Annotated in this window: 21 protein-coding genes; 10 read left to right on the forward strand and 11 right to left on the reverse strand. The window is 72.1% G+C overall.

Annotated features, from left to right (window positions below; translation table 11 throughout):
* Positions 1-24: 24 nt before the first annotated feature.
* Complete coding sequence (locus ACIGXE_RS19535) at positions 25-453, reverse strand: hypothetical protein (protein ID WP_399748959.1); 429 nt, start codon at positions 451-453, stop codon at positions 25-27.
* Positions 454-567: 114 nt separating this feature from the next.
* Between ACIGXE_RS19535 and ACIGXE_RS19540 the strand changes: the two genes are divergently transcribed.
* The 6 genes from ACIGXE_RS19540 (at position 568) to ACIGXE_RS19565 (ending at position 7041) form a co-directional block, all read left to right on the forward strand.
* Entirely contained in the window at positions 568-1779 is a 1212-nt protein-coding gene (locus ACIGXE_RS19540) for a pyridoxal phosphate-dependent aminotransferase (RefSeq protein ID WP_399748961.1), read from the forward strand.
* Positions 1780-1903: 124 nt separating this feature from the next.
* Positions 1904-2296 carry a hypothetical protein gene (locus ACIGXE_RS19545; protein ID WP_399748963.1) on the forward strand — a complete coding sequence of 131 codons (393 nt, stop codon included), beginning with the start codon at positions 1904-1906 and terminating at the stop codon, positions 2294-2296.
* Between the two features lie 171 nt (positions 2297-2467).
* Positions 2468-3589, forward strand: a complete 1122-nt coding sequence (locus ACIGXE_RS19550; RefSeq protein WP_399748965.1) for a hypothetical protein — start codon at positions 2468-2470, stop codon at positions 3587-3589.
* Complete coding sequence (locus ACIGXE_RS19555) at positions 3586-4809, forward strand: toxic anion resistance protein (RefSeq protein WP_399748967.1); 1224 nt, start codon at positions 3586-3588, stop codon at positions 4807-4809. Before ACIGXE_RS19550 ends, ACIGXE_RS19555 begins: the two co-directional genes overlap by 4 nt.
* On the forward strand, positions 4806-6464 hold the full coding sequence (locus tag ACIGXE_RS19560; protein WP_399748968.1) for a substrate-binding domain-containing protein: 1659 nt from the start codon (positions 4806-4808) through the stop codon (positions 6462-6464). Before ACIGXE_RS19555 ends, ACIGXE_RS19560 begins: the two co-directional genes overlap by 4 nt.
* A complete protein-coding gene (locus tag ACIGXE_RS19565) occupies positions 6451-7041 on the forward strand; it encodes a hypothetical protein (RefSeq protein WP_399748970.1) in 591 nt (196 codons plus the stop codon). Before ACIGXE_RS19560 ends, ACIGXE_RS19565 begins: the two co-directional genes overlap by 14 nt.
* A gap of 168 nt (positions 7042-7209) precedes the next feature.
* Here the strand turns inward: ACIGXE_RS19565 and ACIGXE_RS19570 are convergent, their stop codons facing one another.
* Positions 7210-9033: a phosphoenolpyruvate carboxykinase (GTP) gene (locus tag ACIGXE_RS19570; RefSeq protein WP_399748972.1), complete on the reverse strand. Its 1824-nt coding sequence runs from the start codon at positions 9031-9033 to the stop codon at positions 7210-7212.
* A 197-nt stretch (positions 9034-9230) separates the two neighbouring features.
* Between ACIGXE_RS19570 and ACIGXE_RS19575 the strand changes: the two genes are divergently transcribed.
* Together ACIGXE_RS19575 and ACIGXE_RS19580 are read left to right on the forward strand one after the other, a co-directional pair.
* Positions 9231-9923 (forward strand): hemolysin III family protein, encoded by a 693-nt coding sequence (locus tag ACIGXE_RS19575; RefSeq protein WP_399748974.1) that lies wholly within the window; start codon positions 9231-9233, stop codon positions 9921-9923.
* A 17-nt stretch (positions 9924-9940) separates the two neighbouring features.
* Positions 9941-10576, forward strand: coding sequence for a TetR family transcriptional regulator (locus ACIGXE_RS19580; RefSeq protein ID WP_399748976.1), 636 nt, complete (start codon positions 9941-9943; stop codon positions 10574-10576).
* On the opposite strand, the gene ACIGXE_RS19585 is transcribed toward ACIGXE_RS19580, so the two are convergent.
* Genes ACIGXE_RS19585 through ACIGXE_RS19595 form a run of 3 tightly spaced genes read right to left on the reverse strand, consistent with a single transcriptional unit; the run spans position 10530 to position 12743 of the window.
* Positions 10530-11573 carry a glycoside hydrolase family 26 protein gene (locus ACIGXE_RS19585; RefSeq protein WP_399748978.1) on the reverse strand — a complete coding sequence of 348 codons (1044 nt, stop codon included), beginning with the start codon at positions 11571-11573 and terminating at the stop codon, positions 10530-10532. The two genes, ACIGXE_RS19580 and ACIGXE_RS19585, sit on opposite strands and share 47 nt — an antisense overlap.
* Position 11574: 1 nt before the next feature.
* Complete coding sequence (locus ACIGXE_RS19590; RefSeq protein ID WP_399748980.1) at positions 11575-12222, reverse strand: vitamin K epoxide reductase family protein; 648 nt, start codon at positions 12220-12222, stop codon at positions 11575-11577.
* Between the two features lie 17 nt (positions 12223-12239).
* Positions 12240-12743 (reverse strand): DUF5949 family protein, encoded by a 504-nt coding sequence (locus tag ACIGXE_RS19595; RefSeq protein ID WP_399748982.1) that lies wholly within the window; start codon positions 12741-12743, stop codon positions 12240-12242.
* A gap of 149 nt (positions 12744-12892) precedes the next feature.
* On the opposite strand from ACIGXE_RS19595, the gene ACIGXE_RS19600 reads away from it, so the two are divergent.
* Complete coding sequence (locus ACIGXE_RS19600; protein WP_399748983.1) at positions 12893-13279, forward strand: tyrosinase family oxidase copper chaperone; 387 nt, start codon at positions 12893-12895, stop codon at positions 13277-13279.
* Positions 13263-14129: a tyrosinase family protein gene (locus ACIGXE_RS19605; protein ID WP_399748984.1), complete on the forward strand. Its 867-nt coding sequence runs from the start codon at positions 13263-13265 to the stop codon at positions 14127-14129. Before ACIGXE_RS19600 ends, ACIGXE_RS19605 begins: the two co-directional genes overlap by 17 nt.
* A 58-nt stretch (positions 14130-14187) precedes the next feature.
* Here the strand turns inward: ACIGXE_RS19605 and ACIGXE_RS19610 are convergent, their stop codons facing one another.
* From ACIGXE_RS19610 to ACIGXE_RS19635, 6 genes are all read right to left on the reverse strand, one after another.
* Positions 14188-14460, reverse strand: coding sequence for a chaplin (locus tag ACIGXE_RS19610; RefSeq protein ID WP_399748985.1), 273 nt, complete (start codon positions 14458-14460; stop codon positions 14188-14190).
* A 299-nt stretch (positions 14461-14759) separates the two neighbouring features.
* On the reverse strand, positions 14760-15260 hold the full coding sequence (locus ACIGXE_RS19615; protein WP_399748987.1) for a hypothetical protein: 501 nt from the start codon (positions 15258-15260) through the stop codon (positions 14760-14762).
* Between the two features lie 136 nt (positions 15261-15396).
* Positions 15397-16380, reverse strand: a complete 984-nt coding sequence (locus ACIGXE_RS19620; RefSeq protein ID WP_399748989.1) for an LPXTG cell wall anchor domain-containing protein — start codon at positions 16378-16380, stop codon at positions 15397-15399.
* A gap of 254 nt (positions 16381-16634) precedes the next feature.
* Complete coding sequence (locus tag ACIGXE_RS19625; RefSeq protein ID WP_399748991.1) at positions 16635-16916, reverse strand: hypothetical protein; 282 nt, start codon at positions 16914-16916, stop codon at positions 16635-16637.
* Positions 16917-17172: 256 nt separating this feature from the next.
* Entirely contained in the window at positions 17173-18825 is a 1653-nt protein-coding gene (locus ACIGXE_RS19630; protein WP_399748993.1) for a hypothetical protein, read from the reverse strand.
* Between the two features lie 276 nt (positions 18826-19101).
* Positions 19102-19347 carry a chaplin gene (locus tag ACIGXE_RS19635; RefSeq protein WP_399748995.1) on the reverse strand — a complete coding sequence of 82 codons (246 nt, stop codon included), beginning with the start codon at positions 19345-19347 and terminating at the stop codon, positions 19102-19104.
* Positions 19348-19693: the final 346 nt, after the last annotated feature.

Consider the following 19693-nt stretch of genomic DNA (forward strand, 5'->3'; position numbering starts at 1 on the left):
CCCCGCCCGGCCCCGTTCCCCCGCTCACTCCCGCTTCTTCTTGCCGGGCGCGATGCCGGACTTCCCCGGACGCTCCGCGGACGGGGTGGCGGTGGCCGCGGTGGCGGTGGCCGAGGCGGACGCCGTGGCCGAGGTCGTGGCCGACGCGGTGCCCGTGGCGCCGGACGGCTGGGTGGAGGGCGCCGTCGGCCCGCCGGACTCCTCGGCTCCGGCCGAGTCCTGGTCGGACGACCCGTCGCGCTGGATCAGCGCGGGCATCCCCGGTTGCCCGCCGTCCACGGCGGGGGCCCGGCCGGCCGGTCCGGAGTCGAGGGCGGTCACGGCGGCGAGGACGCCGGCCAGGACGACGACACCGCTGCCGATCATCCAGAGCGGGCCGGGACCGCGCCGCTTCGGCGCGTGCCGGCGGCGGGCTCTGGGGGGCTCCGCGTCCCCTGTGTCGTAGTGGCTCACGAGCCGTGATTGTAGGGAGCACGACAGCGGGCGAGCGACGTGGGTCACACCGCGGGTGCCCGACGTGTCACAAAACACGAAGCGTCGGACACGTCACCGCCGTAAGCTCTCGTCATGCAGGTGATCCAGTCCACGAAGCTCGCCAACGTCTGTTACGAAATCCGGGGTCCGGTGCTCGAGGAGGCGATGCGGCTGGAGGCTGCCGGTCACCGCATCCTCAAGCTCAACACCGGCAACCCGGCCGCCTTCGGCTTCGAGTGTCCGCCGGCCATCCTCGAGGACGTGCTGCGCAATCTCGCCGAGGCCCACGGCTACGGCGACGCCAAGGGCCTGCTGTCGGCCCGGCGCGCGGTGATGAGCCACTACGAGACCAAGGGCATCCCCCTGTCGGTCGAGGACATCTACCTCGGCAACGGCGTCTCCGAGCTGATCCAGATGGCGATGCAGGCGCTGCTCGACGACGGCGACGAGGTGCTCGTCCCGGCGCCCGACTATCCGCTGTGGACGGCCTCGGTGTCGCTGGCGGGCGGTACGGCCGTGCACTACCGCTGCGACGAGCAGGCGGACTGGATGCCGGACCTGGCCGACATCGAGCGGAAGATCACCGATCGGACCAAGGCGATCGTGATCATCAACCCGAACAACCCCACCGGCGCCGTCTACGACGACGAGATGCTGCGCGCGCTGACGGAGATCGCCCGCCGGCACAATCTGGTGGTCTGCTCGGACGAGATCTACGACAAGATCCTCTACGACGGCACGACCCACACCCCCACCGCCGCCATCGCCCCCGATCTGCTCGTGCTCACCTTCAACGGGATGAGCAAGAACTACCGGGTCGCCGGCTTCCGCTCCGGCTGGCTCGCGGTCTGCGGCCCGAAGACGCACGCCTCCTCGTACATCGAGGGCCTGACGATCCTGGCCAACATGCGCCTGTGCGCGAACATGCCGGCCCAGCACGCGGTGGCCGCCGCCCTGCAGGGGCGCCAGTCGATCGAGGACCTGGTGCTGCCGGGCGGGCGGCTCCTGGAGCAGCGGGACGTGGCCTACGACCTGCTGACCCGGATCCCGGGCGTGACCTGCGTGAAGCCGAAGGGCGCGCTGTACCTCTTCCCGCGCCTCGACCCGAGCGTCTACAAGATCAAGGACGACCGGCAGATGGTCCTGGACCTGCTGCGGGCCGAAAAGATCATGGTCGTGCACGGCACGGGCTTCAACTGGCACGAGCCGGACCACTTCCGGATCGTGACCCTGCCCAACGCCACCGACCTGGCCGACGCGGTCACCCGGATCGGGACCTTCCTGGACGGCTACAGCCAGCACTGAGCCCGCCGAGTCGCCCCCCTCACGCCGTTCTGTCGAATTCTTGACCCGCACTTTCCGGACGGCGCACAAATTTAGATTGAATCCAAGCTAGGATGCCTCCAGAGCTACCGCAGGAGGCCATCCCATGTACGAACCGATCCGCACCAAGTCGGTCCACCGGATGGCCGACGACGACCAGCACTCGTTCCCGCACCGCTCCCGTGAGGAAGAGCTGGACATCCAGCTCGCCGGTCACCTCGCCGCCCTGCTCGCCGTCACCGACGAGCTCGGCGACACCGAGGCCGGCGAGCTCATCGCCCGGCAGGTCGCACGACTGCGTGGCGCGCCGCCGGCCCGCCACGCGGGGCTGAGCGGCTCCTCCGCCGAGGCACTGCACCGCAGGGCGCACGCGCTCGCGGGCCGCGCCCTGGTCGTCGCCGCCTCCCGGGCCGACACCGCCGCCGCGATCCTCGCCGCCGAGCGCATGGACGCCCACACGGCGGCCCTCTCCGGCGACTCGCTGGTCGGCACCCCCTGACGGCCCCGGTCCGCGCGGCCACGACACCGCGCGGACCGGGCGCCACCCACTGCTGATCCACCACGGCCCGGCCGTGGCCCCTCCGTGGCCGAGCCGGTGACGGTACCCCGCGCTCCGGTTCCCTACCGGGATCGCCGCTTCACCGTCCGTACACCCAACTCCCCCTGGAATGTGGGTTTCCGCGAGCACGCTGCCCGCGTGAGACGCATTCTGGGAATCGTCCTCGCCGTCCTGCTCCTGGGCGGCGTGGCCGCCGCCCTCGTGGTGGGCGGCGACCAGGACGACAGTGGCACGGCAACGAAGACCGTGCGAGGAGTGATCGGGTCGGAGAAGGCGGAGTTCTTCGCCGATCCCGAGGTCGTGAAGGCCCTGGCAGCCAGGGGCCTCACCGTACGGACGGAGACCTCCGGGTCCTGGGACATGGAGCAACTGCCCCTCAAGGGCTACGACTTCGCGTTCCCGTCCGCCAAGGCGCCCGCCGACGAGCTGAGGACCAGGACGAAGGTGACCGCCGCCCCGCTGCGGCCCTTCTACTCGCCGCTCGTGGTCGTCGCGCACAGCGCCGCCGCCAAGGTGCTCGCCGGCAACGGCCTGGCCACCCTCGGCGCCGGCGGCCGCACCGGCACCCTGCAGATGGGGGCCTATCTCGCGGCGGCCCGCGACGACCGCACCTGGCAGCAGCTCAAGGGATCCGCCGGGCACCCCGAGCTGAGCGGAACGCTCTTCATCACCTCGACCGACCCCGTCGCCTCCAACTCCGGCGCGCTCTACCTCGCCGCCGCGAGCTATGTCGCCGACGGCGGCCGGGTCGCCGGGGACCAGGCGGCCGTGGAGCGCACCGCACCGCTGCTGCGCAAGCTCATCCAGGTGCAGGGCGCCCAGCAGTCGAGCTCGGACGCGCCCTTCCGGGACTTCGTCAGCGGCGTGGGGAACCCGCTGGTCCTGGTGTACGAGTCGCAGGTCGCCGCGCAGCTCCTCGCCCGGCAGGAGATGGGTGACCTCGTGGTCCTCTACCCGGACACCACGGTCAACAGCGACCACACCCTCGTTCCGCTCACCGAGGCCGGCCGCACCCTCGGCGAACTCCTGTCCTCCGACCCGGAGCTGCGCAAGCTCGCGGTCCGGCACGGCTTCCGCCCGCAGGGCGCCGCCGCCGAGTTCACCGCCGCCACCGCCGGCCACACCGGCTACCTCAACCAGACGCTCGGCGGGGTCCGCCAGGCGCCCGTGCCCACCTCCAAGGTGCTGCACGCCATGGCGCTGAAGGCCCGCGACCAGGGGGGCACCGCATGACCACACCCACGAACACCCCGCTCGGCCCGGACAGCCCGCTCGTGCTCACCCCGCCCGAGCCGGTCGCCCCGGTCCGCGCCGAGCAGGCCGCCACGCTCGTCCCGCTCGACGACGCCGTCCGTACGGAGATGGCCCGGCGCGCCGCCGAATACGTCGCCTCGCTCGCCGGTCTCGACGCCCGCTCCCCCGAGTTCGCCGGGCGGGTCGGCGAGATCACGGCGCTCGGCGAGGGCGAGATGCGCACCGCCGCCCAGCAGTCCAACCGGATGCTGGACCGCACCGTCCGCTCGCTCGGCGACGCGGGCGGCGACGCGACCACCCGGGTCGGGGGCTCGCTCGTCGAGCTGCGCCGCACCGTCGAGGACCTCGACCCGCGCGACGCCCCCGCCAAGGGGATGCGCGGCCTGCTGTCCAGGCTGCCGGGCGGCAACAGGCTGCGCGACCACATCGCGAAGTACGCCTCCTCGCAGGCCACCATCAACCGGATCCTCGACGCGCTGCGCGGCGGCCAGGACGAACTCCGCCGCGACAACGCCGCCTTGCAGACCGAGCGGGCCCGGCTCTGGGACACCATGGGCAGGCTCCAGGAGTACGCCGTGCTGGCCGAGGCCCTCGACGCGGCCGTCGAGCGGCGGCTCGCCGGCACCGCGGACCCGGCGCAGGCCGACGCGCTGCGCGCCGACGTGCTCTTCCCGGTGCGGCAGAAGCACCAGGACCTGCTGACCCAGCTCGCCGTGTGCGCCCAGGGCTATCTGGCGATGGACGTGGTGCGCCGCAACAACGACGAGCTGATCAAGGGCGTCGACCGGGCCGCCACGACGACCGTGACCGCGCTGCGGATCGCGGTGATGCTGGCCTCCGCGCTCGACCACCAGAAGAAGGTCGTCGAGCAGGTCGAGGCCCTGCGCGGGACGACCGAGACCCTCGTCCAGGGCAACGCGGCCGCGCTCGCCGGCCAGTCCGGGGACATCCAGCGGCTCGCCGCCGAGCCAGCGGTGGGCCTGGAGACCGTGCGCACCGCCTTCCAGCAGATCTACACCACGCTCGACGCGATCGACACCTACAAGATCCGTGCGACCGAGTCGATGGCACAGACGGTCGACTCGCTCACCGCCGAACTGCGCACCGCGAGCGCCTACCTGGAGCGCACCCGGGAGGACCGCGGCGGCACCGGCGACGGCGCCCGGGGCCGGGGCCTCCTCGAAGGAGGCCGTGGATGAGCACCGTACGCGCCGCCCGATCCGTACGCGCCACCGGATCCGTACGCGCCACCCGATCCGTACGCGCCCGCCTGGCCGCGGCCGCCTTCGCCGCCCTGCTCGCCCTCACCGGCACGGCCTGCGACACCGCCGGCGACGGCGACGGCGGGACGAGGGACGACGACAGCGGCAGGAAGGCGCGGAGCCAGGAGTACCGCCCCGGCACCCTGCGGGTCCTCGCCTCCTCCGAGCTCGCCGACCTGGCGCCCGTCCTGGAGGAGGCCCGCAAGGCGACCGGCGTCACCGTGGCGCCGACCTACGCGGGGACCCTGGACGCCGTCGAGCGGATCGCCTCGGGCGAGGCCGACCAGCGGTTCGACGCGGTCTGGCTGTCGTCCAACGACTACCTGCGGCTGCGCCCGGACACCGCCCGGAAGATCACCGGCGAGACCCCGATCATGACCTCCCCGGTCGCGTTCGGCGTCCGGCCCGCCGTCGTGAGGGCGCTGAACTGGGACCCGGAGAAGGTCACCTGGGCCCAGATCCACCAGGCCGTCGCGTCGAAGAAGCTGAGGTACGGGATGACGGACCCGCTCCGCTCCCACTCCGGCTTCTCCGCGCTGGTCTCGGTCGCCTCGGGGCTGTCGGGCGCGCAGTCCGCGCTCACCGACCAGGACGTGCGGACGGCCACGCCGAAGCTGAAGGAGTTCTTCGCCGGCCAGACGCTGACCTCCGGTTCCTCGGGCTGGCTCGCCACCGCGTTCTCGCGCCGCTCCGACGTCGACGCGCTCGTCAACTACGAGTCGGTGCTGCTGTCGATACCGGGCGAGCTGACCGTGATCCGCCCGGCGGACGGGGTGGTCACGGCGGACTATCCGCTGACCTCGCTCACCGCCGCCCGCCCCGAGGCGAAGGACGCGGCCCGTCGGCTCGCCGCCCATCTGCGCACCCCGGACGTGCAGCGCCGCATCACCGACACGACCCTGCGGCGCCCGGTCGTGCCCGGGGTCGCCCCTGCGGCGCGGCTCGCGAAGGACCCCCGGCGCGAACTGCCCTTCCCCGGCAGCCGCTCCGTCGCCGACGGGCTGCTCGACTCGTACGACAACAAGCTGCGGCGTCCGTCCCGCACGGTCTACGTCCTCGACACCTCCGGTTCGATGGCGGGCGAGCGGCTCGACCGGCTGAAGGCGGCGCTCGTGCAGCTCACCGGGGACTTCCGGGACCGCGAGGAGGTGACGCTGATGCCGTTCGGCTCCTCGGTGAAGAGCGCCGAGGTCCGCACCCACACCGTCGATCCGGCCTCGCCGAAGGCCGCGCTCGACGCGATCCGGTCCGACGCGGCCGGGCTCTCCGCCTCCGGCGGCACCGCGATCTACTCCAGCCTCCAGGAGGCGTACGCGCGGCTCGGCGACGACCCCTCGGGCGGGACGTTCCGGTCGATCGTCCTGATGACGGACGGCGCGAACACCGACGGCGACCCGGCCTCCGCCTTCGACGACTTCCACGCCACGTCGCTGACCCCGGCCGGTCGGCGCATCCCGGTCTTCCCGATCCTCTTCGGGGACTCCGACCGGGCCGCGCTCGAGCACATCGCCCAGCTCACCGGCGGGCGCCTGTTCGACGCGACCCGGGGCTCGCTCGACGGGGCCTTCGAGGAGATCCGTGGCTACCAGTAACCCGGTCCTGAGGTACGTCGAGTCCCGCAAGAACCTCGCGGGCTGCGCCTGCGGCCTGGCCGGGGTGGGGATCGCCCTGACCGGCGCCGCGGGCTCGCTGTGGCCGGTGGTGGTCGCCGGCCTGTACGGGGCGGGGGCGCTGATCGCCCCGCCCGAGCGCACCGCGCCCCCGCCCTTCCCGGACCCGGCCGAGCAGCTGGACGCGCTGCGCGCCGACCTGGCGAGGCTGCGCGGCTATCTCGCCGAGGTGGAGCTGCCGCCGGCCGCGCGGGACCGGCTGACGGAGTGGGACGCCCTGGTGGAGGCGCTGCTCGAACCGGGCTGGGTGAGCGATCCCGAGCAGCTGCGGGTGCTGGCTCGGGCGGTGCGCCAGGACGTTCCGGAGGCGGTCGACGCGTTCGTACGGAGCCGCTGGTGGTCCCGGGTCGTACCCGGATCGGAGCCGCCGGAGCGCCATCTGGAGCGCCAGTTGACGGCCTTGTACGGGGAGGCCGCGGCGATCGCGGACGTGCTGCGCGAGGCGGAGGTGCGCCGGCAGGAGACGCACACGCGCTATCTGGAGGACCGGGGGCGGTGAGGGTCCCGGGGCCGTCCGGGGTTCCGGCGGGCGGGCGGACGTGCGCCGGCCCCCGGAGCCGTGAGGGGGCTCCGGGGGCCGGATGCGTCGTGGCGGGCCGTCGTGACCCCAGCTGGTCAGGGCGGAAATCGGGGCAACCCGCCACGAGTTCGTGGTGCTGTCAGGGGATCAGCCCAGGCGCTCGACCAGCGCGCGGTACTCGTCCCACAGCTCCTTCGGGGTGTGCTCGCCGAAGGTCTCCAGGTGCGCGGGGACCAGGGCGGCCTCCTCGCGCCAGACCTCCTTGTCGACGGTGAGCAGGAAGTCCAGGTCCGAGTCGGCCAGTTCCAGGCCGTCGGTGTCCAGGGCCTCCTTCGTCGGCAGGATGCCGATGGGGGTCTCGACGCCCTCGGCCTTGCCGTCGAGGCGCTCGACGATCCACTTCAGGACGCGGCTGTTCTCGCCGAAGCCGGGCCAGACGAACTTGCCCTCGTCGTTCTTGCGGAACCAGTTGACGTAGTAGATCTTCGGCAGCTTCGTGGCGTCCGCGGAGGCGCCGACCTTGACCCAGTGGGCCATGTAGTCGCCCATGTTGTAGCCGCAGAAGGGCAGCATGGCGAAGGGGTCGCGGCGCAGCTCGCCGACCTTCCCCTCGGCGGCGGCGGTCTTCTCGGAGGCCACGTTGGCGCCGAGGAAGACGCCGTGGTTCCAGTCGAAGGACTCGGTGACCAGCGGCACGGCGGAGGCGCGGCGGCCGCCGAAGAGGATCGCGGAGATCGGGACGCCCTTGGTGTCCTCCCACTCCGGGGCGATCGTCGGACACTGCGCGGCCGGCACGGTGAAGCGGGCGTTGGGGTGGGCGGCCGGGGTCTCGGACTCCGGCGTCCAGTCGTTGCCCTTCCAGTCGGTGAGGTGCGCGGGCGCCTTCTCGGTCATGCCCTCCCACCACACGTCGCCGTCGTCGGTGAGCGCGACGTTGGTGAAGACCGAGTTGCCCCAGAGGGTCTTCATGGCGTTGGCGTTGGTGTGCTCGCCGGTGCCGGGGGCGACGCCGAAGAAGCCGGCCTCGGGGTTGATCGCGTAGAGGCGGCCGTCCTCGCCGAAGCGCATCCAGGCGATGTCGTCACCGATGGTCTCGACCGTCCAGCCGGAGATCGTGGGCTCCAGCATGGCGAGGTTGGTCTTGCCACAGGCCGACGGGAAGGCGGCGGCGACGTACTTCGCCTCGCCCTGCGGCGGCGTCAGCTTGAGGATGAGCATGTGCTCGGCGAGCCAGCCCTCGTCCCGCGCCATGACGGAGGCGATGCGCAGGGCGTAGCACTTCTTGCCGAGCAGGGCGTTGCCGCCGTAGCCCGAGCCGTACGACCAGATCTCGCGGCTCTCGGGGAAGTGCGAGATGTACTTGGTGGAGTTGCACGGCCACGGAACGTCCTCCTGGCCCTCGTCCAGAGGGGCGCCCAGGGTGTGGACGGCCTTGACGAAGAAGCCGTCGGTGCCGAGCTCGTCGAGGACGGCCTGTCCCATGCGGGTCATGGTGCGCATGGAGACGGCGACGTACGCGGAGTCGGTGATCTCGACGCCGATGGCGGAGAGCGGGGAGCCGACCGGGCCCATGCAGAAGGGCACCACGTACATGGTGCGGCCCTTCATGGAGCCACGGAAGATGCCCTTCTCGCCGGCGAAGATCTCCTTCATCTCCGCGGGGGCCTTCCAGTGGTTGGTCGGGCCCGCGTCCTCCTCCTTCTCGGAGCAGATGAAGGTCCGGTCCTCGACCCGCGCGACATCGGTCGGGTCGGAGGCGGCGTAGTACGAGTTCGGGCGCTTGACCGGGTCGAGCTTCTTGAAGGTCCCCTTGGCGACGAGCTCCTCGCAGAGGCGCTCGTACTCGGCCTCGGACCCGTCGCACCAGACGATGCTGTCGGGCTGGGTGATCTCGGCGATCTCGTTGACCCAGGACACGAGTTCCTGGTGCTGGGTGGGGACGGTGGAGGGAGCCGCGTTGTCGCGCGCCACGATTGCTCCTTGAAGAGGGGTTTTTTAGATGTATGCCCCTTGGGGGCTGCGACCCGGATGCGTCGTAGGCGCTCATCCGGTGCCGACCGCACTCATTTGATCATCCGATGCTATCGCCCATCTGTCCAGAGGGCCTCACACGTGAGCATCGCCACTCATATCCGGTACTTACGATCGCGTAGGTAGCATGCGGGTCCATGACTGCAGCCACGCCGGACCTCATCGCCACGGAGCAGCGCGCGGCGCTGCCGCTCCCGCTGAAGCCCAGACTCAGAGGCTGGCTGCACGCCGGAATGTTCCCCGCGGTGATCGTCGCGGGGATTGTTCTGGTCGCCCTGGCGGACTCGCCCCGGGCCCGCATCGCCTGCGGGATCTACGCCCTCACCGCCTGCCTGCTGTTCGGCATCAGCGCGCTCTACCACCGCGGCGACTGGGGCCCGCGCGGCGAGGCGGTGCTGCGGCGCCTCGACCACGCCAACATCTTCCTGATCATCGCGGGCACCTACACCCCGCTGACCCTGCTGCTCCTCCCCGACTCCACCGGCCGACCGCTCATGTGGGCGGTGTGGGCGGCGGCGGTCGCGGGCATCGCCTTCCGGGTCTTCTGGGTCGGCGCCCCTCGCTGGCTGTACACCCCCTGCTACATCGCGATGGGCTGGGCCGCCGTCTTCTTCCTGCCCGACTTCATGCGGACCGGCGGCATCGCCGTCCTGGTCCTCGTGATCGTCGGCGGCCTGCTCTACAGCGCGGGCGGGGTCGTCTACGGCATCAAGCGCCCCAACCCCTCACCCCGCTGGTTCGGCTTCCACGAGGTCTTCCACTCCCTGACCCTCGCCGCGTTCACCGTTCACTACGTGGGCATCTCGATCGTCGCCTACCAGCACGCCTGACGGTCTGACCAGGCACAATGACGGGCATGCCCGTCCCGTCCGAGCGCCCCGGCCTGCGTGAGCGCAAGAAGCTGAAGACCCGCGCCGCGATCCGGAAGGCCACCTACCGGCTGGTGGCCGCCCAGGGCTACGAGGCGACCACGATCGAGCAGATCGCGGCGGCGGCCGAGGTCTCCCCCTCCACCGTGGTGCGCTACTTCCCGGCCAAGGAGGACATCCTCCTCACCGACGACCAGGACGAGCTGCTGCTCGCCCGGCTGCGGGCCCGCCCCGCCGGCGAGGAGCCGCTCGAATCGCTGCGGGCCGTCGTCCTCGACGCCGTCACCGCCTCCCTGGCCCGCGAGCCGGAGGAGACCCGGCTGCGCGCCCGCCTCGTCGTGGAGACCCCCGCAGTCCGCGCCCGCCTCACCGAGACCACCGCCGAGACCGGCCGGCTGCTCTCCGCCGCCGTCGCCGAGCGCACCGGCCGCGCCCCCGACGACCTGGAGGTGCGGGTCTTCACCGCGGCCGTCCTCGGCGCGCTGCGCGAGGCCACCGTGCACTGGGCCGAGCACGGCGGCGGCGACGACGCCCTCGTCCCGCTGCTCGACCGGACCGTCGACATCCTCAAGGCCGGTCTGACGCTCCGCTCCCCCGGCCCAGACCGGCCCTGACCACCTCGCTCGACCGCGGGTTCTCCACGCACCCCCACACGCCGTGCGGGCAGTAGTCGGTGAAGGTCTGGTACACCGGGCGGTGCCGCGCGAACCACTCCAGCATCCCGCGGACGTAGTCCGGGTTGTCCCCGTTGCGGAACAGCCCCCACTCCGGGAACGACACCGGCTTCCCGTGCGCCGCCGCGAACCGGGCGTGGAAGGCCAGCCCGTACGCCTCCGTCACCTGCTCCTCGAACGGGACGCCCGCGGGCTGGTCGTAGGCGTCGAGCCCGATGACGTCCACCACGTCGTCGCCCGGGTAACAGCGCGGCCAGGCGACGGCGTCGAGACCGCGGCTCGGCGTGAAGTCGAAGCGGAAGCGCTGCCCAGGCACCTCGCGCAGCACCGACACCACCCGCCGCCAGTACGCCTTCCAGGCCTCCGGGTCCGGCCCGCAGCGGTGGCTGTACGTGGTGCCGTTCATCTCCCAGCCGAGCACCAGGACCGCGTCCGCGAGCCGGTGCTCCACGAGCCGGGCGCCGAGCGTCCGGAAGTGCCGGTCGTACTCCCCGGCCGCCCCGCGCCGCAGCCCCGCCCGCACCCGGGCGTCGTCCAGGCCCTCCTCGTTGCGGTCGAGCAGCGGCACGTTGAGGACGAACAGCCGCCCCGGCCGCTGCTCCTTCCACCGCGCCCACGGCTCGAACAGGGCCCGGTGCCCCTCGATGTTGGACCAGCGGTCGCCCGGCAGATACGTGTGCCCGACGGTCAGCGGCTCCCCGCCGAGCCACTTCTCCACCTCGGCGATCCGCCGCACCCCCGCCTCGTCGGAGCCCGTGAAGAACCCCGACGGCACCCCCGGCACCGGTACCGGCGGCGACGGCGGACCGAACGGCGCCGTCGGCTCCTCGCCCTGCCCTCCGCCCGGCGCCAGCCGCTCGTACGCCAGCAGCAACACGAGAACGGCCGCGAGCAGCACGGCCAGTGCCACCCGCGGCCAGGTCAGGAAGGAGCGCACGTCAGCTGGTCCAGAACTCCCACCAACGGGTCAGGACGAGCATCCCGATGATCCCGATGTGGAGCACCGGCAGCGCGAAGGTGAAGTCGCCGAGGAAGGTCCGCACGCCGGCCGGCGCGGGCAGCAGCCCGTTCCGCACGTTGTGCGCGGTGACGTACCAGAACATGGTGATCGTGGCGGCCCAGGCCAGGCAGCACCACAGGCACAGCGCGTTGATCTCGTACAGCGACTGCTGCATCAGCCAGGTGCAGAAGCCCACGCCGAACAGCATCCCGGCGTTCAGCCCCAGCCAGAACCAGCCGCGGTAGCGGGCGCCGGCCAGGATTCCGGCGCCCACGGCGACGACGACGGCGTACGTCACGAGACCGAGCATCGGGTTCGGGAAGCCGAACACCGCGGCCTGCTCGCTCTTCATGACGCTGCCGCAGGAGACCACCGGGTTGAGACTGCACCCCGGCTGGAAGCCCGGGTCCTCCAGGAGCCTGAACTTGTCGATCGTGATGACCCAGCCGGCCAGCACACCGGCCGCTCCCGTCACGACCAGCATCCAGGCGAAGGCCCGGCTCGCGCCGGTCCCCGCTCCGCCCGCAGGCCCGTCCTCCTGCTGCCGCTGACCCGGCACTCCGCCCCGTACGTTGACCGTCGCCATGAGGCCGCCCCCGTCCGTCAGCCCTGGATCCGGCTCACCGGCACCGCGATGTGGCCCGTGTTCCGCACTACGTCGTCGGCGGAGATGAACGCCTTGAGGCGGTCCTCGTCGACCGGCGCCCCCGGCGCCGCGTCCGGCCACGGAACGACCGGGACCTTCACGATGACGTGGCCGGTCGCGTACGCCGCCTCCTGCCACTCCACCGGCACCTGGCACTGCGCGTTCATGAACGGCAGGGTGAGCACGGCCCGCTCCGCCTCGACGAGCAGGTGCGCGCCGATCCCCCGGTCCTGGCCGGCGTCGACGACGATGCCGCCGATCGGCACGCCCATGCCCTCCAGGGTCTCCCGGAGCTCCGCCTCGCCCGCCTCGGGGCCGTGCAGGCCGTCGCCGATCGAATACACCATCAGAAAGGGGGTGGCGGGCATGTCGTCGGTGGGCCCGAGGGTCCACGAGATGACGGTGAGCGTTCCCATCGAATGGGCGCTGTGCGCCGAGGACAGGACGTTGGAAGTGGTCATGGATCCGGATGCTAGGGGACGAACACCCGGCACCCTCCGCCGAATTCACTCGTTCGGCCGACATTCCGTCCGCCGGTATTTCCGCCGCAACGAACCGGGGCTTTCCTCGTTGTGCCCAGAGGGCATCAGTCGACCCCAGGAGATCACTCATGATCGTCCCTCGCCGCGTGGCCTTGCGTTCCCTTTTCGCCGCTGCCGTCGGCGCGTTCACGGGCGGCGCGCTGACCCGTATCGCGGCCGCACCGTCGGCTCCCGAGGACCCGTCGGTCTTCGACGAGATGTACGGCGGGCGACACGTCCGGGGCATGCGCGGGCCTTCCGGCGAGCCCGTCGTCCTCGTCGACGGCCGGCCCCTGCACCTGATGCGCTGCGCCGACGGCGGCTGGGTCAGCCCGATCGACCACTACGAGTCCTGTCCGACGCCGCTGGCGGCCGCCCGCGCGGCCGTGGACGGGCTGGGCCCCGCCCCGCTGAGCCGCTTCGCCGCCGGCCACGGCGTCCACCCGGGAGGGAGCCCCCGTGGCGTACACGCGTAAGAACCAGCGCGATCTGACCAGCGCGGAGAAGAAGCGCTTCGTCTCCGCCGTCCTCGAACTCAAACGGACCGGGACGTACGACGACTTCGTCCGCACCCACATCGACCACTACGTCGCCGACGGCGAGGGCAAGCTGCGGGTCGCCCACATGTGCCCCAGCTTCCTGCCCTGGCACCGCAAGTTCCTGCTGGAGTTCGAACGGGCGCTGCGCCGGATCGACCCGTCGGTGACCGTGCCGTACTGGGACTGGACCCTGGACAGAACCCCGGCCGCCTCGCTGTGGAGCGAGGACTTCATGGGCGGCAACGGCCGCCCCGGCGACTTCCAGGTCATGACCGGCCCCTTCGCGTACGCGAGCGGGCGCTGGACCCTGCGCTACGGCATGACGGAACAGCGGTTCCTGAGCCGGGACTTCGGACGCCCCCGCGATCCGCTCGACCTGCCGACGTCCGCCCAGGTCGACGAGGCCCTGCGGGAGCGGACCTACGACTCGGCGCCGTGGAACTCCACCAGCCGCTCCGGCTTCCGCAACCGACTGGAGGGCTGGGCGCAGGGGCAGGGCAACACCCGCTTCCAGCTGCACAACCGGGTGCACCGCTGGGTCGGCGGCCTGATGCTCGGCGGCGGCTCCGTCAACGACCCCGTCTTCTGGCTGCACCACGCCTACGTCGACCTGCTGTGGTCGCGCTGGCAGGCCCGCAACCCGGGCGCCGGCTATCTCCCCAAGGACCCGCCGCCGCTCGGCGACCCGCAGTACCGCAAGGTCGCCGCGCTGCACGAGCGGATGGGTCCGTGGAACGTGACCCCGGCGGAGCTGCTCGACCACAGCGGCATCTACCGCTACGCATGAGAGCGTCCCCCCGGCCCGCGCGGGCCGGGGGGACGCTCCGTTCAGCGGGGGCCGAGGATCAGCCGCCGTAGCCGCCGTCGTCGTGGCCACCGTCGACGTTCGCGCACTGGTTGCCGAAGGCCGGGTTGATCAGGCCGACGAGGTTGACGGTGTTGCCGCAGAGGTTGATCGGCACGTGGACCGGAACCTGCACGACGTTGCCGGAACCGACGCCGGGCGAGTGGGCGGCGACGGCCTCGGCGCCCGAGTCGGCGACGGCCAGGCCGGCTCCGCTGAGGGCAACGGCACCGGTGCCGGCGATGACAGCGGCAGCCTTCGCGATGCGAGACATCAGGAACTCCTTGAACGTGGAAAGCGACCGCGAGCATCACGGTCACATGTGTCCTTCAACGGCGCGGCGGCCCAGGGGTCACGGCCGTTGCGCCGAACGGGACGGAGAAATGGGAAAAGGAGAGGGAATGGCCCGCGGACCACCCGTTCCACCCGCCGTCGGATACGACGGAGCGGTCGGGGATCCGCGGGCCGCGGCCATGCGACAAGCCTTCTGTTGCAACGAGCCGTGACCCTGCGAGTGGCGGGAAGAATCGTGTCTTCACCCGCCGGCTCATTGGTCGTACAAAAGCTCGTACGTTACGGGGCCAGGCCCAGCTGCGGGTCGAGCGCACCGGTTACCGCGGGCGTGAGGACACCGACCTCCGGCACAGCGAGCTTCGGCAGGCCGGCCAGCCCGTCGCCCTGCGGGGTGAGCAGCGCGTTGCCCACGGTGGCGCCCGGGGTGACGGCCTTCATCTCCGAACGGGGGCTGGTCACCTCGGCCGTGCCCGGCTCGCTGCCCTTGAGCAGCTCGGGGAGCGGGGCCGCGATGTCGGTCTCCGAGAGGGTGCTGTCGAGCGGGACGCGGGGGAGGGTGAGGTCGGGCAGCGCGCCGGCGCCCTCGTGGAAGCCGGTGGGCGCGCCGGGGACCGGCGTGGGGACGCCGGTCTCGATCGACGGGGCGTCCATCGGGAGGACCGGCTCGAGACCCTGCAGCGGAACGACCACCGGGGCGTCCGCGGCGGCGGAGGGCGCCAGGGCCGCGGAGGCGAGGGCGGCGGCGAGGAGACCCAGGCCGGCGTGAGATCGCAGATTCATGTCCTGCAAACGAGTTGCGGCCCGGTTTCGTGACGGGTTTCGCCTGAGTGCAGCAACGCGAGGCCCCCACCGGTGAGGGCGGGGGCCTTGGTTGACGCGGCATCAGTGCGGGGCGCCGGTGGGCGCTTCCGCGGCGTCAGTGGTTGCGGTTGCGCACCACGCGTCCACCGCGCAGGTACATCACGGAACCGCCGATGAGGAGCGCGGCGCTGATCGCGGCGGCTCCCATGAGCGCGGCCGAGTCGCTACCGGTGTCGGGCAGGTGGGGGTGCTCGCTCGGGTGACCGGGGTGACTGGGGTGCCCGGGCGGCGTGGTCCCACCGGGCCCCTCGCAGCCGTAGCCCTCACAGGGGGGCTGGGAGGTGGTGGGGGGCTGCGAGGTGGTCGGGGGCTGCGAGGTGGTCGGAGGCTGCGACGTCGTCGGAGGCTGAGAGGTGGTCGGGGGCTGGGAGGTGGTGGGCGGCTGCGACGTCGTGGGGGGCTGAGAGGTGGTCGGAGGCTGCGAGGTGGTCGGAGGCTGCGACGTCGTGGGGGGCTGAGAGGTGGTCGGGGGCTGCGACGTCGTGGGCGGCTGGGAGGTGGTCGGGGGCTGCGACGTCGTCGGAGGCTGGGAGGTGGTCGGAGGCTGCGACGTCGTCGGAGGCTGGGAGGTGGTCGGAGGCTGCGACGTCGTGGGGGGCTGCGAGGTGGTCGGAGGCTGGGACGTCGGAGGCGACGTCGTCTCGCAGCCGTAGCCGCCCTCCTCACAACCCGGGTGAGTCGGGTGGGTCGGGTGGGTCGGGTGACCGCCGGGCGGCGTACCGCCCTCGTCGCCGTAGCCGCCGGGGCCGTCGTCCCCGTAGCCGCCGGGCGTGTCGTGATCGGCACCGCCGCCGACGGCGGACTGGACCGCCTGGTGGCAGATGTCGGCGACCGCGGCGGAGACGAGATCCCCCAGCTGTCCGTGGATCCCACACACATTGCCCGGCAGGGGCCCCTGCATGTGCTGTCCGCCGTCCGGTCCGGGCGAGTTCCCCGTGGCGGCCACGGAGCTCATGGTCAGGGCGAAGCCGCCGGTGAGCGACAGGATGCCGGTCGCCGCGGCGGTGATGAGCACTTTGCTGCTGATGTTGGATCGCATACCGCTCTTCCTCTGGGACAGGGAGAAACCGGCGAGGATCCCCCCTCGCTCCGACGACCGGCCCGTTTCCGCGCACGCCGTCCGGGCGCGTGCGGATGGCGTGAGCGTAGGAAGACGAAAGGGCCGAAGGGCCGAGGCAACACGGCAGACAATCCGAAAATCATTCAATCGGACGTCAGGAAAGGGCAAGAGTGTGGCCCTGGCAAAGGGGGAGTCCGCCAGGGCCTTTCACAGCAGGGTGGTCCGACCGGCCGTCAGCCGCCGAGCGGGTTGGCGGCACCGAGCGGGAGACCGCCGAGGAGCGAGCCGTCCTTGCCGGTCTGGTTCAGCTGGTTCGCGGTGTCGGAGACGGTCTTGACGGGCGAGCCGTCCGTGGTGCTGCTGAGCGCGTCCGTCGTCAGCCCGCTGCTGGTGAGCCCGCCGAGTCCACCGTCCAGGCTGGTGGGCACCAGCGATCCTGCGGCCATCGCGGGCGCGGCGACGCCCAGGGCCATCACAGAACCGGCGAGGGCCGCGGCAACCTTGGTGGGCTTCATGAAGAGGTTCCTTCCCATAGTGTGCAACTCGCTTGCCGTACAGGGGTGTTGGGGATTCCCGGTACGCCGTTCCACTTCCTGTAACGAGACGTCCGCTCCCCGGAAACTCCGGGATCGGGGATTTCTCGACACTGCACCCGAACGATGAGGACCGGTGCTATTTGCCGATCGAATGCGCGGAGGAGGCGTGCGAGGGGCGCGAAAAGGGGCGTGCCCGCCCAGGAGTCCTGGACGGGCACGACCCGGGTGCGGTCGGCTAGCGGACCGGCAGCGGCGACTTCACCGGCAGGCCGCTCGTGGAGACGGGCGCCGTGACCGCGAGGTCGTCCGTGGAGGGCGGCGTGACCGGAAGGGCGTCCGTGGACGGCGGCTTGACCGCCGACAGGTCCGGAACACCGGGCAGGCTCGCCAGGTCCGTGCTCGGCAGCACGCCGCCGAGGGTGGCCGTGACCAGGTTGACCAGCGAGGACAGGGTCGAGGTCACCTGGGAGAGGAGACCGGTGGGGCTGGCGGAGGTGACGGTCGCGAGGAGGTCGGCGACCGCCTTCTGCACCGCGGCGAGCGTGTCGCCGATGAGGTCGGCGGGCGCGGCCGCCGCCTTGGTGCCGGCCGGCAGGGGCAGGCCGGCGGGCGTGGTCGAGCTCAGCGCGGACGGCGTCACGGCCGGCGCCTCGGCGGCGGGCGGCACCACTGCGGGGGCCTCCACCTCGGACGGCTTGGCGGCCGGGACCTCGGCGGCCGGCGGGGTCACGACGGACGTGTCCGCGGCAGGCGGCTTCACGGCGGAGGTGTCCGCGGCGGGCGGCTTCACCGCGTCCGCGTCAGCGGCCGGCGGAATCACAGCGGACGTGTCCGCGACAGGCGGCTTCACCGCCGAGGCGTCAGCAGCCGGCGGAGACACGACGGACGTATCCACGGCGGGCGGCTTCACCGCTTCCGCAACCGGCGGCTTCACAGCGTCCGCGTCCGCAGCCGGCGGCTTCACGGCGTCCGCGGCAGGCGGCTTCACCGCCGAGGCGTCAGCAGCCGGCGGAGAAACGACGGACGTATCCGCAGCGGGCGGCTTCACCGCTTCCGCGACCGGCGGCTTCACCGCGTCCGCCTCCGCAGCCGGCGGAGCTACGACGGGCGTGTCCGCAACCGGCGGCTTCACCGTGCCCGCGTCAGCAGCCGGCGGCGTCACGACGGACGTATCCGAGGCGGGCGGCTTCACAGCGTCTGCGGCGGGCGGCTTCACTGCGTCAGCGTCCGCAGCCGGAGGCTTCACCGCGTCCGCGTCAGCAGCAGGCGGAGTCACAGCAGACGTGTCCGCGGCCGGCGGCTTCACCGTGTCCGCGTCCGCAGCCGGCGGCTTCACCGCAGAAGCGTCAGCTGCCGGCGGAGTCACGACGGACCCGTCCGCGACCGGCGGCTTCACCGCCCCCGCGTCCGCGGCCGGCGGAGTCACAGCGGGCGTGTCCGCAGCCGGCGGCTTCACCGCGTCGGCGTCGGCAGCCGGCGGCTTCACCGTCTCCGCGTCCGCTGCCGGCGGCTTCACCGCCGACGTGTCCGCGGCCGGGTCGGTCGGGGGGTCGGGGACGCGGGCGGGGGCCGCGGCCTTCGCCGCGTCGACGGCGGTCTTGATCTTGGCCCTGAACGCGTCGGCGGTGGCGACGGGCAGTCGCCCGTCGTGGGCCTTGAGGGCGGCGGTGACCAGCTCGGCCACCGGGGCGCTCACGGGGCCGAGTTCGCCGAGGGCCTCGGCCTGGGCCAGGAGGGCGGCCCGGTCGGGAAGGGGGGCTCGGGTGCCGGCGTGGGGTGCCGGGCGGGACGGGCGGAGTTCGTCGGCGCAGGCGGGACCCGCCGTACCGAGGGTGACGGCGGCGGATATCGCCAGGACGGTGATGCGGCGTGAGACCAGGGGACGCATATGTGTTCCTTTTCCTTATGCGCCGGACAACTTCTCCGCCACCGTGCCTGCGGGTATAGCGCTCCGCAACCGGAGAACTACTGAGCGCCACGTCTCCGTTCGAGTGAATCCACCCTCCTGACCTGCCTCTCCGGAGGGCGTACGCCGTTGCACCCCACGGCGCACGGGGTGCGCCCGAACGAGTCACCACGGTGAGCAGACGGCGAAAGGCCGGCGCGCCGCCCCTGGACGGGGCGGCGCGCCGGCCTCGGAAGGACCACGATCCGGCGTGCGAGATCAGAAGTCGGCGTTCACGCAGGTGTTGCCGAAGGCGGGGTTCAGCGCGCCGATGATGTTGACGGTGTTGCCGCACAGGTTGATCGGGATGTGGATCGGGACCTGGACGGCGTTGCCGGACAGGACGCCCGGGGAGTGCACGGCCGCGCCCTCGGCACCGGAGTTGGCGGCGGCGACACCGGCGGCGCCGGCGACAGCGGCGGCGGCACCCACGGACAGGGCGACAGCCTTGGCGATACGCGACATGGAGAACGTCTCCTCGATCGATTCACTACTCGGACGGCGCGGACGGTATTGCCCGGCTGCTTCAACAACGCCCTGGGATTTCATCGGTTGCTCTCCCGAACGGGTGACGTTCAACCGATCTTTGGGCCATAAGAGGGTCATTCGAGTGACCGGCCCCAGAAAGGCGCAACACGCTCAACGAGGAACCTGCCGCTTGGGTACGGAAGTTAGCGTTTGTGAGCATCTAATGCTTACTATCGCCCGCCGTGGGGGTTATAACGTTCCCGAACGTTGCTTCCGGTCCCCTCGCGCGTTCATCCATTTCGCGCGGACGACTCCTTCCTCGCCCCCGGTCTCCACGGGTCTT

Origin of the sequence: Streptomyces sp. NPDC053431 (assembly GCF_044544925.1) — a bacterium.
Taxonomy (GTDB): domain Bacteria; phylum Actinomycetota; class Actinomycetes; order Streptomycetales; family Streptomycetaceae; genus Streptomyces.

What these genes read in the sequence shown, in the direction of transcription:
- ACIGXE_RS19540 (WP_399748961.1), top strand. Translation starts at nt 568, where the DNA reads ATGCAGGTGATCCAGTCCACGAAGCTCGCCAACGTCTGTTACGAAATC.
- ACIGXE_RS19545 (WP_399748963.1), top strand. Translation starts at nt 1,904, where the DNA reads ATGTACGAACCGATCCGCACCAAGTCGGTCCACCGGATGGCCGACGAC.
- ACIGXE_RS19555 (WP_399748967.1), top strand. Translation starts at nt 3,586, where the DNA reads ATGACCACACCCACGAACACCCCGCTCGGCCCGGACAGCCCGCTCGTG.
- ACIGXE_RS19560 (WP_399748968.1), top strand. Translation starts at nt 4,806, where the DNA reads ATGAGCACCGTACGCGCCGCCCGATCCGTACGCGCCACCGGATCCGTA.
- ACIGXE_RS19575 (WP_399748974.1), top strand. Translation starts at nt 9,231, where the DNA reads ATGACTGCAGCCACGCCGGACCTCATCGCCACGGAGCAGCGCGCGGCG.
- ACIGXE_RS19580 (WP_399748976.1), top strand. Translation starts at nt 9,941, where the DNA reads ATGACGGGCATGCCCGTCCCGTCCGAGCGCCCCGGCCTGCGTGAGCGC.
- ACIGXE_RS19590 (WP_399748980.1), bottom strand. Translation starts at nt 12,222, where the DNA reads ATGGCGACGGTCAACGTACGGGGCGGAGTGCCGGGTCAGCGGCAGCAG.
- ACIGXE_RS19595 (WP_399748982.1), bottom strand. Translation starts at nt 12,743, where the DNA reads ATGACCACTTCCAACGTCCTGTCCTCGGCGCACAGCGCCCATTCGATG.
- ACIGXE_RS19600 (WP_399748983.1), top strand. Translation starts at nt 12,893, where the DNA reads ATGATCGTCCCTCGCCGCGTGGCCTTGCGTTCCCTTTTCGCCGCTGCC.
- ACIGXE_RS19610 (WP_399748985.1), bottom strand. Translation starts at nt 14,460, where the DNA reads ATGTCTCGCATCGCGAAGGCTGCCGCTGTCATCGCCGGCACCGGTGCC.
- ACIGXE_RS19615 (WP_399748987.1), bottom strand. Translation starts at nt 15,260, where the DNA reads ATGAATCTGCGATCTCACGCCGGCCTGGGTCTCCTCGCCGCCGCCCTC.
- ACIGXE_RS19620 (WP_399748989.1), bottom strand. Translation starts at nt 16,380, where the DNA reads ATGCGATCCAACATCAGCAGCAAAGTGCTCATCACCGCCGCGGCGACC.
- ACIGXE_RS19625 (WP_399748991.1), bottom strand. Translation starts at nt 16,916, where the DNA reads ATGAAGCCCACCAAGGTTGCCGCGGCCCTCGCCGGTTCTGTGATGGCC.
- ACIGXE_RS19630 (WP_399748993.1), bottom strand. Translation starts at nt 18,825, where the DNA reads ATGCGTCCCCTGGTCTCACGCCGCATCACCGTCCTGGCGATATCCGCC.
- ACIGXE_RS19635 (WP_399748995.1), bottom strand. Translation starts at nt 19,347, where the DNA reads ATGTCGCGTATCGCCAAGGCTGTCGCCCTGTCCGTGGGTGCCGCCGCC.